This is a genomic window from Kribbella sp. NPDC059898 (assembly GCF_042730855.1).
In the GTDB taxonomy this organism is placed as follows: domain Bacteria; phylum Actinomycetota; class Actinomycetes; order Propionibacteriales; family Kribbellaceae; genus Kribbella.
On the sequence record NZ_JBHWKR010000008.1, the window covers coordinates 295,034 to 310,161 of the forward strand.

Consider the following 15,128-nt stretch of genomic DNA (forward strand, 5'->3'; position numbering starts at 1 on the left):
GCAGTTTTCTGGTTACCCTCCGGTAGTTCCCGATGCCGGAGGTATCCCGTGCGCAGACTTGCTGCCGCCCTCGCAGTCGTCCTGACGCTGATCACGATCGGTCCACGCGCCGAGGCGAGTCAGGCCAGTCCTGGCTTCAGTACGTCGTACCAGCGGATCCCCGGTGCCGGCGGGATCGAGATCGGTGCCGTCGTACTGACGCCGACCGGGCAGGGGGACGGCCCGTTCCCGCTCGTGGTGATGCCGTCGAGCTGGGGCGTGCCGAACGCGGAGTACGTCGGCCAGGGCGCGAAGCTCGCGACCGCCGGGTTCCAGGTGATCTCGTACTCGAGCCGCGGGTTCTGGGACACCGGCGGCGGGATCGACATCGCCGGGCCGCCGACGGTCGCGGACGTCAGCAAGGTGATCGACTGGGCCGCGCAGCACACGCCCGCCGACACGAGCCGCGTCGCGGCGGTGGGGATCTCGTACGGCGCGGGTACCTCGCTGCTCGCGGCCGCGAAGGATCCGCGGATCAAGGCCGTCGGCGCGCTGAGCGGCTGGGCGGATCTGATCCGGTCGCTGGACCCGAACGACACGGTCGCGCTGCAGGCCGTCGCCGGTCTGCTTGCCCTGGGCAACGTCACCGGGCGGCCGGGGCCGGAGATGGCGTCGTTGCAGTCGAAGTTCGTCACCGGCGACTTCGACGGCGCGATCGCGGAGGCGAAGCAGTTGTCGCCGGTGCGGTCGCCGGCGACGATGGTCGACAATCTGAATGTCAACAAGCCGGCGATCTTCCTGGCGAACGCGTTCGAGGACTCGATCTTCCCGCCCTCGCAGTACACGGACTTCTTCACCCGGCTGACCGGGCCGAAGCGGCTGCTGCTGGCGCACGGCGATCACGCCACGCCAGAAGCGAGCGGCGCGGTCGGGTTGCCGAACGAGACCTGGGACGAGCTCGCCGGCTGGCTGCGGCACTACCTGACCGGCGCTGACAACGGGGCCGACCGGGAGGCGCCGGTGCAGTTGAAGTCGCAGCGCGGGGTATGGCGCGGGTACTCGAGCTGGGCGGCCGTGGGGCAGGAGCGTACGTCGTACCTGACCAAGGCGGGGGCTCTGCAGGGTGCGGAGTCGACCGGGTGGAGCCGGGCGATCGGGGCCGGCGTACCGACGGTCGCGGACAGCGGGGTCGCACTGGTGTCCGGGGCTTTGCAAGGATTGTTGACAATCCCCACAGGTGTGGTGACGCCGCTGGTGGATCGGTCCTTCGCGGGGGTGTGGTCCGGGCCGGCGTTCGACCGGGCGGCGGTGGTGAACGGGGCGCCGAAGGTGCACGTCACGGTGCGGCCGTCGGCGGCTTCGACGTCGTTGTTCGCGTATCTGTACGACGTTGACGCGCTCGGGGTCGGGTCGTTGATGTCGCACAAGCCGTACACGTTTCGCGGGGCGACGCCGGGGAAGGCGGTCGCGGTCGACGTACAGCTGGAGGCGACGAGTTGGGAGGTGCCTGCGGGGCATCACCTCGTACTCGTCGTGGACACGGTGGATCCGCGGTACTTCGGGCGGAGCGTGGTCGGGTCGACCGTGACGTTCACTTCGCCGGCGGGCGATCCGTCGTCGATCAGCGTTCCGGTGGCGGCGTGATCGTCAGCCGCCGAGCACTCCTCGGCCTCACCGCGGCCCTCGTGCCCGTCCACCAGTCCGCGAGCCGCGAACCGTCGTATCGCGAGGACGTGATCGAGCCGGGCCTGACCGACCGGAGCCGTCCGGGGGTGCCGACGGCGGACCGACGGGTCGCGGGCGGGACGATGTATCTCGGGACGTACGGCGACGGCGTCGGTATCGCGACGTACGACGGCCACGGCAAGATCACCAAGGCCAGGACGATCGCCGGCGTCCCGGATCCGTCGTTCGTCATCCGGGACGGAAACCTCCTGTACGCCGTCGACGAGCAGGACGCCGGCGCCGTCACCGCGATCGACATCTCCGGGACGCCGAAGGTGCTCAATCGCCAACCCAACAAGGGATCCGGCCCCTGCCACCTCGCGAAGATCGGCGACCATCTGCTCAGTGCGAACTACGGATCCGGCGACATCGCCGTCCACCCGATCAACCCGGACGGTAGCCTCGGGCAACAAACCGACCTGGTGAAACACGAGGGATCCGAACCGCACGCGCACCAGGTCGTGCAGGCCGGGAAGTACGTGCTCGCCGTCGACCTCGGCACCGACTCGGTTTACACGTACACGCTCGCCGCCGGCAAGCTCACCCTCGAGCACCAGGCGAAACTCAAAGCAGGTGCCGGTCCGCGACACCTCGTTGTCCAAGGCAAGTACGCGTACGTCGCCGACGAGCTCGACAGCACCGTGACGATCTGCGGGTACGACGGCGGCGTCCTCACCCCGCTCGCGACCCGGCCGGCCGCGCCCGCAGGCCCGCAGAACTACCCGGGCGAGATCCTGACCTCCGCCGACGGCCGCTTCGTCTACGTGACCAACCGCGGCCACAACAGCATCGCGATCTTCCGCGTCGCGGGCGCCGATCTCGATCTGGTCGGTACGCCGAGTTGCGGCGGTGACTGGCCGCGCCATGCTGCGCTGGACCCGACCGGCACCTTGCTGTTTGTCGCCAACCAGAAGTCGAACAACGTCACCACGTTCGCCGTGGACCAGGCGGCCGGCACGTTGACGCAGACGGGTGACTTCAGCACGCCGACTCCGGTCTGCGTCAATGTTTGATCATGCGCGAGCCCTTGCGCTTTTGTGGTGAGAGCGTTGTCATAAAGGTGCCCTTTCCCGCCCCGAAAGGACCCCGCCCATGCTCAAGTTCCTCACCGCGGCCGCACTCGTCGCGTCAGCGCTCGTCGTCCCCTCGGCTCAGGCCACGCCCGACTGGCACGTCGGTACGCCGCCGCTCACCACGCCCTGGACCGCGGACGTCTCTCCGACGAACGCGCTTCCGGAGTACCCGCGGCCGCAGCTGACCCGCCCCGACTGGCGCAACCTCAACGGCCTCTGGGAGTGGTCCGCCGCCGCGCCGAACGAGCAGCCGCCCGTCGGTCGCACGCTCCAGGAGAAGGTCCTGGTCCCGTACCCGATCGAGTCCGCCCTCTCCGGCCTGCAGAAGCACGAGGACCGGATGTGGTACCGCCGTACCTTCGACGTCCCCGCCAACTGGAAGGGCAAGCAGCTCATGCTGCACTTCGGCGCGGTCGACTACGACGCGAAGGTGTGGGTGAACGGCGTTCAGGTCGCCACCCACCGCGGCGGGTACGACGGCTTCGACGTCGACGTGACGAGTGCCCTGCACGCGAAAGGCCCGCAGGAGCTGATCGTCTGGGCCGAGGACCTCACCGACGAGACGTACCAGCCGATCGGCAAGCAGCGCGAGGTCAGCGACCACGGCATCTTCTACCAGGGCAGCTCCGGTATTTGGCGGACCGTCTGGATGGAGCCGGTGAACGCTGCGTCGATCAGCCGTCTGCAGACCACGCCGGACTTGCCGAACCAGACGCTCAAGGTGAAGGCCGAGACGACCGGCCCGGCCGGCCTCGACGTCGAGGTGACGGCGTACGACAACAATAGGATTGTCGGCAATACGACAGGTAAGGCGAACACCGAGCTCCGGCTCGGGATCCCGAACCCGAAGACCTGGTCGCCGGACCACCCGTTCCTGTACGACCTGAGGGTCCGGCTGATCGACCGCGGCAAGGTCGTCGACCAGGTCGGTTCGTACGCCGGGATGCGCCAGGTCGGCCTGCAGAAAGGGGCCGACGGCAAGCTCCGGATGGCGTTGAACGGGAAGATTCTGTTCAACCTGTCCGCCCTCGACCAGGGGTTCTGGCCGGACGGGCTGAACACCGCCCCGACCGACGCTGCGCTGCGCTTCGACCTCGAGCAGCACAAGCGGCTCGGGTTCAACACCGTCCGCAAGCACATCAAGGTCGAGCCGGACCGCTGGTACTACTGGGCCGACAAGCTCGGGCTGATGGTCTGGCAGGACATGCCGGCGTCGAAGACCGACGCGATGCCCGAGCCCTGGCGGACCCAGTGGAAGTCCGAGTTGCACGAGATGGTCGACGAACACAAGAGCTTCCCGTCGATCACGGTGTGGGTGCCGTTCAACGAGGGCTGGGGCGAATGGGACCGGACCGAGACCGGTCAGGTCGCGGACTCGGTCGCGGCCCAGGACCCGTCCCGGCTCGTCGACGCGCACAGCGGCGTGAACTGCTGCAACTCGCACGGTGACTCCGGCCGCGGCAACATCCTCGACTACCACGCGTACCTCGGGCCGGCGACGACGATGCCGACGGCGGACCGGGCCGCGGTGGACGGCGAGCACGGCGGGTTCGGGCTGAAGGTCGCGGACCACATGTGGTTCGGCGACGGGTCGGCGTACGAGATGGAGCCGGACTCGGCGACGCTCACCCGCAAGTACGTCGAGAACCAGGAGAACGTGCTCAGATCCGCGCAGCAGTGCGGGATCAGCGGGTCGGTCTACACGCAGATCACCGACGTGGAGGGGGAGCTGAACGGCTTCTTCACCTACGACCGCCGGGTGCCGAAGATGGACTTCGCACAGGTGCGGACTGTCAACAAGAAGATTGTCGACAATGCTGACGGCAGCGGCGCCGGTGCTCCGGATCCGGGGCCTGGTACGCCGGGTGCCGACGGCATCCACTTCTATCCGCTCGACGGGTCCGGGAAAGATGCCGTCGGCAACAACGACGCGACCCTCGAGCAAGGGGCGGTGTACGGCGAGGGCAAGAACGGTCAGGGCGTGGTGCTGAACGGAGCCGATCAGTACGTCGACACCGGTGCGGCGCTGCTCGACACGACGAAGAACTACACGGCCAGCGCTTGGGTGAAGCTGAACAAGGTGGACGGGGCGTTCCAGACGTTCGTCAGCCAGGACGGTGATCGCGACAGCGCGTTCTTCCTGCAGTACTCCGGGCAGGACCAGCGGTTCGCGATGAGCTTCCCGGGCATTCGTGCGCTCGCGCCGACCAAGCCGACTCCGGGGCAGTGGTACCACGTGACCGGCGTACGGAATGTGGTGAAGGGGGAGCTGAAGCTGTACGTGGACGGGCAGCTCGTGGCGACCAAGTCTGCGTGCTCGCTTGACTCCGGGTCGACGGGGAACACGGTCATCGGGCGGGCGAAGTTCGGCGGCAATCCGGTCGACTTCCTGGACGGGACGGTCGACCAGGTCCACCTGTACGACCGGGCCTTGACCGACGCGGAGGTGGACGCGCTCTACCGCTCCGGGCGTTAGATTCGAGATGCGAAGAGTTCGCCGAGCCTTGATCCTTGAGGTACCCGACCGGCGGAGGTGAGTGCGGTGGCCGTACCCAGCCAGGTGCTTGCCCCGCGCTCCACGGTGCGGTTCCGGCCGCCGCGGTTCGGGCTCGGCGGGTCGCAGCTCGGCTGGCCGGACGAGGAGACGGCGCTCGCGACCGTTGACGCGGCGTACCAGGCGGGGATCCGGTTCTTCGACACGTCACCGGCGTACGGCGAGTCCGAGCGACGCGTCGGTACGGCGCTGCGGCGGCGGCCGCGGGGCGAGTTCCTCGTGTCGACGAGGGTGGTGGGGGAGGACCCGGAGGAGTCGATCCGCAAGAGCAGCCAGACCCTCGGCCTCACAATCGACCTCGCTTTCCTCCAGCAGGACACACAAGGCGCCCGGCGAGGTGACACGCAGGGTGTGGGGAGGGGTGGCGCGGAAGCCGCGGGGCGGGGTGGTGTGCGCGGTGCGGGGGGAGGTGGTGTGCAGGCGGGTGGTGTGCCGGGTGTGCAGCCAGGTGGTGTGCAGGGCGTGGGGGGAGGTGTGGAGGCAGGTGGTGTGCAGGGTGTGGGGGGAGGTGGCGTGCGGGAGGTGGGTGGTGGGCGCGGTGTGAGGTGGGAGGGGTTCGAGGGTTTGGGGAGGGTGCGGCGGGAGGGGGTTGTTCGGGCGGTTGGGGTGGTTGGTGGGGAGTGGGGGGAGCTTGAGCGGGTTGTGCGGGAGGTGGAGTTGGACTGTGTGTTGCTCACCGGGCAGTACTCGTTGCTCGACCAGCAGGCCGAACCGTTGCTCGACACCTGCCTCGCCCGCGGTGTCTCGGTGATCGTTGCCGGTGCGCTCGTGCTGGAGCCCGAGACCGTCCAGGCCCGCCGGATCTCGGCGGTTTGCGAGCGGTACGGCGTCTCACTTCCACAGGCGGCGCTCGCGTTCCCGAGCAGGCACCCGGCGGTCACGTCAGTACTCATCACAGCAGCATCCCCGGCCGAGATCCGCGCCGACGCCGCGCTCGTCCGGCAGCCGGTGCCCGAGCGGCTCTGGAAGGACCCGGAGCTGATCGGCTTGCTATCCTCGGAGTAGGAGTTCGCGGTCCAGCGGCTCCCCGGACGAGCGGCGCCGTACCCGGTCCGACAAGACGACGCCCAGCCCTCACTGGAGGGGGCCGTCCTCATGCACGCGCTCGATGTCCTCGAAATCGTTGGTGCGGTCACCATTCTGATCGCGTTCGCCGCCGCCCAGGCCGGGCGCCTGCAGCAGCGTACGGTCACGTACCAGTTGCTGAACCTGCTCGGATCGGGGGTGCTGGCAACGATCGCCGCCGTCCAGCTCTCCTGGGGATTCCTGCTGCTCGAAGGCAGCTGGGCGGTGATCAGCCTCCTCGGCCTGATCAGCCTCCGTGCGAAGAAAGCCTAGAGCTTCGAGCCAGGCGTCGGCGTCCCGCCAGGAGACTCGGTCGGTGCCGGCGTCGGGATCCCGGTGGTCGGCGTCACCGTCGGCGTCGGGCCCGTCGTCGGCGTGGAGCCGGTGCCCGGCGGCGGTGTGGTCGGGGTGATGGTGACGGTCGTGGTCCCGGTCGGCGTCGGGATGACGGGTTCCGGCTCGAGCGGCGCGGCGTGCCGGAACAGCAACCACGCCAGGAACACCGCGAGCGCCATGATGAACGCCATCGTCAGCAACGCGAACGCCAGCGCCCACCGCGACGCCGGGCGCAGCGCGTTCGGCCACGGCAGCGGCCAGATCCGGAACAGGCCGGGACGCCGCCGGCTCTCCCAGTAGTGCCGGAAGTCCGGCCCCCGGAGCTTCCCGGGCTGCGGGACCCGGTCCATCAGGACTGCGGACAGTACGTCCTCACCGCGGCGTTCGGCCAGCAACCGCTCGTCGGACGCCGCGCTGGACCCGTCGGCCCGGATCGGCCCGAACGCCGCCCAGAGCGCGAGATCGTCGTCGTCGGAGTCGTTGTGCGCCAGTACGGCGTCGTCCGGCAGCTCGTCGACCGCGTGCACGAACCGCTCCCGGGCGGCGGCGTCGTCGGCCGAGCCCTCGGTCATCATCGCGACGATCGCGTCCCGGCCGTCCTCGGTGGCGGCGGTGTACAGGAAGCCGGCCGCGTTCGCCCCGAGCCGCCCGCGGAGCCAGAAGTCGCCGACCCGCGGCGGGTCCTCCGGCTGCAGCGGCAGGGCGTCCGGAATCTCCAGCGCAGGCCGGTCGTCAGGCTGCACCTCGGTCGGGGATTCGGTCGCGGTCATCACCCCCAATCCCACCACATCGCCGGTAGCACCGCCGCAGCCGCCGCCTGCCGCGCGGTCGGCGAGGCGGGATTTGGAGTCCGAGGGCAGGATGGGACGGGGCGCCGGAGGCGCTGGCCCCGGTGATCTGATGGAATGACCGGTGTTGCGAAGTGGGGAATGACGGTGTTTGACATGGCTCGCGTGCGGGCCCCGGAAGGACAGGCATGACCGAAACCACGGTGCCGGCGGGAACGGTGTCCCAGCAGTCCCGGCTGATCGGCGAGGCCGTCGGCGAGGTCAAGCGGGTGATCGTCGGCCAGGAGCACATGGTCGAGACCCTGATGGTGTCGTTGCTGGCCAAGGGTCACTGCCTGCTCGAGGGTGTGCCGGGTGTCGCCAAGACGCTGGCCGTCCGGACGTTCTCCAGCGTGGTCGGCGGCAGCTTCGCCCGGATCCAGTTCACCCCGGACCTGGTTCCGTCCGACATCGTCGGCACCCGGATCTACCGGCAGACCCGCGAGGCCTTCGACATCGAGCTCGGCCCGACGTTCGTGAACTTCGTGCTGGCCGACGAGGTCAACCGCGCACCGGCCAAGGTGCAGTCGGCGATGCTCGAGCTGATGGCCGAGCGGCAGGTGTCGATCGGCGGCCAGACCTTCCCGATGCCGAAGCCGTTCATCGTCATCGCCACCCAGAACCCGATCGAGTCCGAGGGCGTCTACCCGCTGCCGGAGGCGCAGCGGGACCGGTTCCTGGTCAAGATCGACGTACCGCACCCGCGTGGGCACGAGGAGTTCGAGATCCTCCGCCGGATGAGCGTCGACCCGCCGGAGCCGCGGCAGGTGCTGAAGCCGGAGACGATCCTCGAGCTGCAGCGGTCCGCGGAGCAGGTGTTCGTGCACAACCTGGTCGCGGAGTACGCCGTCCGCCTGGTGATGGCGACCCGGACGCCGACCGACTTCCACCTGCCGGACCTGGAGCCGATCATCGAGCTCGGCGTCAGCCCGCGGGCGACCCTCGGCCTGATCGCGGCCGGCCGGGCGCTGGCGCTGATCCACGGCCGCGACTACCTGCTGCCGAGCGACATCCAGACCGTCGCGCTGGACGTGATGGGCCACCGGCTCGGCCTCACCTTCGACGCGGTCGCGGACAACATCGACCCGCGGGCCGTGATCGAGCGGATCCTGGCCACCGTCCCGCCACCGCAGCCGGTCTGGCGCGACGGCGCCGACGCCACCGGCCGCCCGGAGTTCGTCTAGTGCTCCGGGTTGGGGAGTGCTTGGCGCTTGCGACGCCCAGGCACGCACCTCACGGCACTGGCCGACCACCGACGATGCTCCGCATCGACGACGCTCGTCCAGCACCGCGATGCACGCACCTGGACGCCGCAATCACTCAAGCCCTCCCCAACCCGGAGCACTGATGCCGAACCGTCCCGATCCGCGAGCTGCGATGACGATCTCGCAGCTCGCTCCTGAGCGTGCGCTGCGGCGGCTGGAGCTGACCGTCGTACGGCGGCTGGAGGGCTACCTGCACGGGGAGCACCTCGGGCTGCTGCCCGGTCCCGGCACCGAGCTGGCCGAGGCCCGCGAGTACCAGGTCGGCGACGACGTCCGCCGGATGGACTGGGCGGTGACGGCCCGTACGACGATCCCGCACGTCCGGGACCTGATCGCCGACCGTGAGCTGGAGACCTGGGCGCTGGTCGACCTGTCCGCCTCGATGGACTTCGGTACGTCGCGCCTCGAGAAGCGCGAGCTCGCCGTGGCCGCGGTCGCCACCGTCGGGTTCCTGACCCACCGGCTCGGCGACCGGTTCGGCGGGCTGATGCTGCGCGACTCGGCGCTCCGCCGCTGGCCGGCCCGGTCCGGGCGGCTGGCGCTGTACGGACTGCTGCGGGCGTTGCTTGCCGAGCAGTTCAGTGGCGACGAGGAGGCGCACCGCAGCGACCTGGCCGCGGCGCTGGAGTCGATGGCGCGGACGCAGCGCAAGCGCGGCCTGCGGGTGATCGTGTCCGACTTCCTGACCCCCCAGGACGGCGAGGTGGCCAGCCAGGTCGAGCCGTCCTGGGAGCGGGCGATGCGCAAGCTGACCGCCCAGCACCAGGTGCTCGCGGTCGAGATCGTCGACCCGCGCGAGCTGGAGCTGCCGAACATCGGCGTCGTCACGATCGGTGACCCGGAGACCGGCGAGGTCCGCGAGATCGACACCCGGCGGCGGAAGATCCGGGAGGCGTTCGAGGTCGCCGCCCTGGCGCAGCGGGAACGAACCCGCGCGGCCCTGCGTAGGGTAGGCGCGGGCCACCTGGTACTGCGGACCGATCGTGACTGGGTCGCCGACACCGTCCGGTTCGTGCTCGCCTACCGGCGGGTGGCGCCACGCCTGCACCAACCGCCGAAGGGAGTGGCTCGCTGATGGAGTTCCTGTCTCCGGCCAGACTGTGGTTCCTGATCCTGATCCCGCTGATCCTCGCGGGGTACCTCTCCCTCCAGCACCGCCGCTCGCAGTACGCGCTGCGGTTCACGAACATCGCGCTGCTCGACCGGGTCGCGCCGCGGCGCCCGCAGTGGCGCCGGCACCTGGCCGTCGGGCTCGCGCTGCTGGCCGCGATGACCTGCATCCTGGCGTTCGCGCAGCCGAAGACCAAGGTCAAGGTGCCGCGCGAGCGGGCCACGATCGTGGTCGCGATCGACGTCTCGCTGTCGATGATGGCGACCGACATCGATCCGAACCGGCTGGAGGCGGCGAAGGAGTCGGCGAAGGAGTTCGTCAACAATCTGCCGGCGAAATTCAACGTGGCGCTGGTGAACTTCGCCGGTACGGCGTCGATCATCGTGCCGCCGACCACCGACCGGTCCACCGTGGACCGCTCGATCGACGGGCTCGAGCTGGCCGAGTCGACGGCGACCGGTGAGGGCATCTTCACCTCGCTGCAGGCGCTGACCCAGGTGCCGCCGGACCCGGCGCACCCGAACGACCCGGCCCCGGCGCGGATCGTGATGCTGTCGGACGGCAAGCGCACCGTCGGCCGGACCGCCCAGGAGGGCGCGCAGGCCGCGAAGGCGAAGAACACCCCGGTCTACACGATCTGCTTCGGCACCGACTCCGGGTTCATCGAGATGGACGGCATTCGCCAGCGGGTCCCACCGGACCGCGCGGAGCTGCGCAGCATCGCCGAGATCAGTGGCGGCGAGGCGTACACCGCGGAGTCCGCGGGCGAGCTGAAGGACGTCTACAAGGACATCGGCTCCTCGGTCGGGTACGACGAGGTCGACAAGGAGGTCACCGCCCGGTACGCCGGGATCGCGATGCTGTTCACGCTCGCCGCGGCCGGTGCCTGCATCGCCCTCGCCTCCCGCTTCCCGTAAGCCAATAGGTAGCCACGCTACACTTGCGGTCATGGGAGTCCTCGGAACCGTGAAGGCGGTCGCCGCCGTGCCGTTCGAGCAGGTCGAGCCGTTCCTCACCGAGGAGCGCTGCCGCGTCCTGCTGGGCGACCCGGGCGGCGTGTCGGTGGACGTCGACGGCGCCACCGTCGGGATGCAGGGGCAGTTCTGGTACCGCGGTGAGTACACGTTCACGCCGTACGGCGAGAGCTGGCGGGGCGGGTCGGGGGGAGCGACACGACCGTGATGTGGTTGACACGGCGAGGTTACTGGTGTTCGCGGGGGTGGTGGTGCAAGATGGTCCAGTGTTTCGCGGGTCGTCTTGTGATGTCCTGAGAAACTCACCTTAAGCACCGAGATCGACGAGCTGCTGCGAGAACGCTGGGGAAGGCGCCCCTCGAGCACAGGAGGTCCCGGTGGCGACGACTCGTGGCGTTCTGTACGTCCACACGGTGCCGTCAGCGTTGTGCCCGCATGTCGAGTGGGCCGCGGGCGGCATCCTTGGCGTGCCCGTGAAACTGGATTGGACGCCGCAACCAGCGGCCCAGGGCACGTACCGGGCCGAGCTGTCCTGGCAGGCCGAGGCCGGTACCGGGGCCAAGCTGGCATCCGCCCTGCGCGGCTGGCAGAAGCTGCGGTTCGAGGTCACCGAGGAGCCGAGCAACGGCGCCGAGGGCGAGCGGTACTCGTTCACGCCCGAGCTCGGCATCTTCCACGCGACCACCGGCGTCCACGGCGACATCATGGTCCCCGAGGAGCGGCTGAAGGCCGCGATGCTGAAGGCCGCCAGCGGCGAGGCGGACCTGACCGAGGAGGTCGAGCGGCTGCTCGGCCGCCCCTGGGACGACGAACTCGAACCGTTCCGGTACGCCGGCGACGGCGCCCCGGTGCGCTGGCTGCACCAGGTTGTCTAAGGAGTCCCTGAGAACTTCTGAAGAAAGCCGTGAAGTGCGGAGCTTTCCCCGAACTTTTCGGTGAGACTGAGCATCAGACGTTGCACAAGGGTGGGAGGGGCCGTGGCCGCTGGGCCACCGGGTGTCGGGACACCCCCGGTGGTTGGGAACAACAGCGGCCGCACCACGTGAAGGGCGCGAACCTCAGGGTTCGCGCCCTTCAAGCCGTTCAGAGCGGAATGTTGCCGTGGGCACCGCGGCGCGGTCCGTCGGCCTCGGCCTTGGCGAGGGATGTTGCGAGGGCGGTGCGGGTACGGGTGGGTTCGACGATCTCGTCGACGACGCCGATCTCGCGGGCGCGGTCGATGCCACCGGCAATCTTTTCGTGTTCGGCGGCGAGTTCGGCCTCGACCTGCGGGCGGAGTTCCGGGTCCACTTCGGCGAGCTTGCGGCGGTGCAGCACCCGGACCGCGGCGACCGCGCCCATCACGGCCACCTCGGCGCGCGGCCAGGCGAAGACGCGGGTGGCGCCGAGCGAGCGGGCGTTCATCGCGATGTACGCCCCGCCGTACGTCTTCCGGGTCACCAGCGTCACCCGCGGCACGACGGCCTCCGCGAACGCGTGCAGCAGCTTCGCGCCGCGCCGTACGACGCCGTCCCACTCCTGTCCGACCCCGGGCAGATAACCGGGTACGTCGACCAGCACCACCAGCGGTACGCCGAACGCGTCGCACATCCGCACGAAGCGGGACGCCTTCTCCGCCGACAGCGCGTCCAGGCAGCCGCCGAGCCGCAGCGGGTTGTTCGCGATCACGCCGACGGTCCGCCCGCCGAGCCGGCCGAGCGTGGTGACGATGTTCGGCGCCCAGCGCTGATGCAGTTCCACGGGGGAGTCGTCGTCGAGTACGCCGCCGACCAGCGGATGCACGTCGTACGCGCGTTTCGCCGACTCGGGGAGGAATCCGGACAGGTCCGTGTCCGGGATGTCCGTGGACATCGTGCCCTGGTTCGCGAGCAGGTCGGTGAGGCGGCGGGCCTGGTCGAGGGCGGCGGCCTCGGACTCGGTGGTGATGTGGACGACGCCGGAACGCCGGCCGTGCGGCTCGGGCCCGCCGAGGCGGAGCATGTCGACGTCCTCGCCGGTGACCGAACGCACCACGTCCGGGCCGGTGACGAAGATCCGGCCCTCGGGCCCGAGGACGACGATGTCGGTGAGCGCCGGTCCGTACGCCGCGCCGCCCGCGGCCGGGCCGAGCACGACGGAGATCTGCGGGATCTTCCCGGAGGCCTGCGTCATCGCGTAGAAGATCTTGCCGACGGCGTGCAGGCTCAGCACACCCTCGGCCAGTCGCGCGCCGCCGGAGTGCCAGAGCCCGATGATCGGCACCTGCTCCGCCCGCGCGATCTCGTACGCCTTGACGACGACGTCACACCCCTCGTCGCCCATCGCCCCACCCATCACGGTGGCGTCGGAGCAGAACGCGACGACCGGAGCGCCCTCGACGGTGCCGCGGGCGGCGACCATCCCGGACAGGTTGTCCGGCGTGATCAGCTCCAGGCTGCCGGGATCGAGCAGGTTGGTCAGCCGGGTGACAGGGTTCCGTGGGTCGAGTTCCCGGGGGAGCTTGGCCGGTTTGGGTACGGCGGTGGTCGTCATGGCGTCCTCCGGGAGGTGAAGGTGCCGCCCGGCGCTCGTGACGCCGGGCGGCGCCGGTCGGCTACACCGACTTGAAGGCGATGGCGGCGTTGTGGCCGCCGAAGCCGAAGGAGTTGTTCAGGGCGGCGATGTCGCCGTCCGGGAGCTTGCGCTGCTCGGTCGCGACGTCGAGCTCGATCTGGTCGTCGAGCTTGTCGACGTTGATGGTCGGCGGCGACACCCGGTGGTGCAGGGCGAGCACCGTGGCGACCGACTCGACCGCGCCGGCGCCGCCGAGCAGGTGGCCGATCATCGACTTCGGCGCGGTGGCGACCGCGTGGTCGGCGTGCTTGCCGAGTGCCTGCCGGATCGCCAGCGACTCCGCGATGTCACCCTGCGGCGTCGAGGTGGCGTGCGCGTTGATGTGCACGATGTCGGCCGGGGTCAGGTCGCCCTCGGACAGCGCCCGCTCCATCGCCCGGCGGGCGCCGGAACCGGTCGGGTCGGGCTGTGCGATGTCGTGCCCGTCGGCGGAGATGCCCGCGCCGGCGAGCTCGGCGTAGATCTTCGCGCCGCGCGCCTTCGCGTGCTCGTACGACTCCAGGATCAGGATCCCGGCGCCCTCTCCGAGCAGGAAGCCGTCGCGGTCCACGTCCCACGGACGCGACGCCCGCTCCGGGTCGTCGTTGCGCTTGCTGAGCGCCTGCATCATCCCGAACGCGGCCAGCGGCAGCGCCATGATCGCGCCCTCGGAGCCACCGGCGACGACCACGTCCGCGCGGCCGAGCCGGATCTGGTCGAGGCCGAGCCAGATCGCCTCGTTGCCGGACGCGCAGGCCGAGACCGGGGTGTGCACGCCGGCCTTGGCGCCGAGCTCCAGCGACACGTACGCCGCCGACGAGTTCGGCATCAGCATCGGGATGGCCAGCGGGGAGACGCGCCGCGGGTTCTTCAGGAGGGCGTCGTAGTTCGACAGCGTGGTGTGCAGGCCGCCGATCCCGGAGGCCACCGCGACACCGAGCCGCTCCTTGTCCAGCCCGGAGTCCTCCAGGCCGGAGTCGGCCCAGGCCTGGCGGGCGGCCACGACGGCGAGCTGCGCCGTACGGTCGAGGCGGCGGGCCTTGACCCGCTCCAGGACGTCGGTCGGCTCGACCGCGGCCGGTGCGGCGATCTGGACCGCCAGGTTCTGCACCCACTCGTCGGTCAGCCGCCGGGCGCCGGAGCGGCCGGCCAACAGCCCTTCCCAGGAGCTGGCCACGTCGCCCCCGAGCGGGGTCGTGGCTCCGAGCCCAGTGATGACGACTCGGGTCTTCGACATGGTTACCTCATCCTTCACATCGACGGTCTGCGGTTGGGAGCGAGGGGTGGTCCTGCGGGTCCTGCTGGTCCTGCTGGTCCTGCTGGTCCTGCTGGTTCTGCTGGTACTGCGTGGTGCTCATCGGGAACGGCCCGATGAGCACCCGGCCGGCACGGCGTACGTCAGCCGTTCTGGGCGCGCTCGATGAACGCGACGGCGTCGCCGACGGTCTTCAGGTTCTTGACCTCGTCGTCGGGGATCTTCACGTCGAACTTCTCCTCGGCGGCCACCACGACCTCCACCATGGAGAGCGAGTCGACGTCGAGGTCGTCGGTGAAGGACTTGTCCAGCTGGACGTCCTCGACCGGGATGCCGGCGATCTCGTTCACGATCTCGGCGAGGCTGGAACGGATCTCTTCGGTGCTGGCCATC

14 protein-coding genes and 1 riboswitch are annotated in these 15,128 nt (G+C 70.0%); of the genes, 10 read left to right on the forward strand and 4 right to left on the reverse strand.

Annotation, left to right across the window (positions count from 1 at the left end):
- Positions 1–48 precede the first annotated feature (48 nt).
- From ACFV9C_RS25760 to ACFV9C_RS25780, 5 genes are all read left to right on the forward strand, one after another.
- Complete coding sequence (locus ACFV9C_RS25760; protein ID WP_380197480.1) at positions 49–1,623, forward strand: alpha/beta fold hydrolase; 1,575 nt, start codon at positions 49–51, stop codon at positions 1,621–1,623.
- Entirely contained in the window at positions 1,620–2,717 is a 1,098-nt protein-coding gene (locus tag ACFV9C_RS25765; protein WP_380197482.1) for a lactonase family protein, read from the forward strand. Before ACFV9C_RS25760 ends, ACFV9C_RS25765 begins: the two co-directional genes overlap by 4 nt.
- A 79-nt stretch (positions 2,718–2,796) precedes the next feature.
- Positions 2,797–5,253 (forward strand): LamG-like jellyroll fold domain-containing protein, encoded by a 2,457-nt coding sequence (locus ACFV9C_RS25770; RefSeq protein ID WP_380197485.1) that lies wholly within the window; start codon positions 2,797–2,799, stop codon positions 5,251–5,253.
- Positions 5,254–5,319: 66 nt separating this feature from the next.
- Entirely contained in the window at positions 5,320–6,336 is a 1,017-nt protein-coding gene (locus ACFV9C_RS25775; RefSeq protein ID WP_380197487.1) for an aldo/keto reductase, read from the forward strand.
- A riboswitch (guanidine-III (ykkC-III) riboswitch) is annotated at positions 6,336–6,401 on the forward strand. Its footprint overlaps the gene before it by 1 nt.
- Positions 6,402–6,426: 25 nt before the next feature.
- The gene (locus ACFV9C_RS25780) at positions 6,427–6,669 is read left to right on the forward strand and encodes a hypothetical protein (protein WP_380197489.1); all 243 of its coding nucleotides are present in this window, start codon (positions 6,427–6,429) and stop codon (positions 6,667–6,669) included.
- On the opposite strand, the gene ACFV9C_RS25785 is transcribed toward ACFV9C_RS25780, so the two are convergent.
- Entirely contained in the window at positions 6,666–7,502 is an 837-nt protein-coding gene (locus ACFV9C_RS25785) for a hypothetical protein (RefSeq protein ID WP_380197491.1), read from the reverse strand. The two genes, ACFV9C_RS25780 and ACFV9C_RS25785, sit on opposite strands and share 4 nt — an antisense overlap.
- 206 nt (positions 7,503–7,708) lie before the next feature.
- On the opposite strand from ACFV9C_RS25785, the gene ACFV9C_RS25790 reads away from it, so the two are divergent.
- The 5 genes from ACFV9C_RS25790 to ACFV9C_RS25810 all read left to right on the forward strand — a co-directional run bounded on the left by ACFV9C_RS25790 (position 7,709) and on the right by ACFV9C_RS25810 (position 11,784).
- The gene (locus tag ACFV9C_RS25790; RefSeq protein WP_380197492.1) at positions 7,709–8,743 is read left to right on the forward strand and encodes an AAA family ATPase; all 1,035 of its coding nucleotides are present in this window, start codon (positions 7,709–7,711) and stop codon (positions 8,741–8,743) included.
- Positions 8,744–8,906: 163 nt separating this feature from the next.
- The gene (locus tag ACFV9C_RS25795) at positions 8,907–9,899 is read left to right on the forward strand and encodes a DUF58 domain-containing protein (RefSeq protein ID WP_380197494.1); all 993 of its coding nucleotides are present in this window, start codon (positions 8,907–8,909) and stop codon (positions 9,897–9,899) included.
- The gene (locus ACFV9C_RS25800; protein ID WP_380197496.1) at positions 9,899–10,852 is read left to right on the forward strand and encodes a VWA domain-containing protein; all 954 of its coding nucleotides are present in this window, start codon (positions 9,899–9,901) and stop codon (positions 10,850–10,852) included. Before ACFV9C_RS25795 ends, ACFV9C_RS25800 begins: the two co-directional genes overlap by 1 nt.
- Before the next feature lie 31 nt (positions 10,853–10,883).
- Positions 10,884–11,117 carry a hypothetical protein gene (locus tag ACFV9C_RS25805; RefSeq protein ID WP_380197497.1) on the forward strand — a complete coding sequence of 78 codons (234 nt, stop codon included), beginning with the start codon at positions 10,884–10,886 and terminating at the stop codon, positions 11,115–11,117.
- A 169-nt stretch (positions 11,118–11,286) separates the two neighbouring features.
- Entirely contained in the window at positions 11,287–11,784 is a 498-nt protein-coding gene (locus tag ACFV9C_RS25810) for a DUF3145 domain-containing protein (protein WP_380197499.1), read from the forward strand.
- Between the two features lie 208 nt (positions 11,785–11,992).
- Here the strand turns inward: ACFV9C_RS25810 and ACFV9C_RS25815 are convergent, their stop codons facing one another.
- The 3 genes from ACFV9C_RS25815 to ACFV9C_RS25825 all read right to left on the reverse strand — a co-directional run bounded on the left by ACFV9C_RS25815 (position 11,993) and on the right by ACFV9C_RS25825 (position 15,127).
- On the reverse strand, positions 11,993–13,420 hold the full coding sequence (locus tag ACFV9C_RS25815) for an acyl-CoA carboxylase subunit beta (protein ID WP_380197501.1): 1,428 nt from the start codon (positions 13,418–13,420) through the stop codon (positions 11,993–11,995).
- A gap of 61 nt (positions 13,421–13,481) precedes the next feature.
- On the reverse strand, positions 13,482–14,717 hold the full coding sequence (fabF, locus tag ACFV9C_RS25820) for a beta-ketoacyl-ACP synthase II (protein WP_380197502.1): 1,236 nt from the start codon (positions 14,715–14,717) through the stop codon (positions 13,482–13,484).
- Positions 14,718–14,878: 161 nt separating this feature from the next.
- The gene (locus ACFV9C_RS25825; RefSeq protein WP_130380551.1) at positions 14,879–15,127 is read right to left on the reverse strand and encodes an acyl carrier protein; all 249 of its coding nucleotides are present in this window, start codon (positions 15,125–15,127) and stop codon (positions 14,879–14,881) included.
- Position 15,128: the final 1 nt, after the last annotated feature.

Bases quoted from the DNA above. Each gene is read 5' to 3' on its own strand.
- ACFV9C_RS25770 (WP_380197485.1), top strand. From the start codon at position 2,797: ATGCTCAAGTTCCTCACCGCGGCCGCACTCGTCGCGTCAGCGCTCGTC.
- ACFV9C_RS25780 (WP_380197489.1), top strand. From the start codon at position 6,427: ATGCACGCGCTCGATGTCCTCGAAATCGTTGGTGCGGTCACCATTCTG.
- ACFV9C_RS25785 (WP_380197491.1), bottom strand. From the start codon at position 7,502: ATGACCGCGACCGAATCCCCGACCGAGGTGCAGCCTGACGACCGGCCT.
- ACFV9C_RS25790 (WP_380197492.1), top strand. From the start codon at position 7,709: ATGACCGAAACCACGGTGCCGGCGGGAACGGTGTCCCAGCAGTCCCGG.
- ACFV9C_RS25795 (WP_380197494.1), top strand. From the start codon at position 8,907: ATGCCGAACCGTCCCGATCCGCGAGCTGCGATGACGATCTCGCAGCTC.
- ACFV9C_RS25800 (WP_380197496.1), top strand. From the start codon at position 9,899: ATGGAGTTCCTGTCTCCGGCCAGACTGTGGTTCCTGATCCTGATCCCG.
- ACFV9C_RS25805 (WP_380197497.1), top strand. From the start codon at position 10,884: ATGGGAGTCCTCGGAACCGTGAAGGCGGTCGCCGCCGTGCCGTTCGAG.
- ACFV9C_RS25815 (WP_380197501.1), bottom strand. From the start codon at position 13,420: ATGACGACCACCGCCGTACCCAAACCGGCCAAGCTCCCCCGGGAACTC.
- fabF (WP_380197502.1), bottom strand. From the start codon at position 14,717: ATGTCGAAGACCCGAGTCGTCATCACTGGGCTCGGAGCCACGACCCCG.
- ACFV9C_RS25825 (WP_130380551.1), bottom strand. From the start codon at position 15,127: ATGGCCAGCACCGAAGAGATCCGTTCCAGCCTCGCCGAGATCGTGAAC.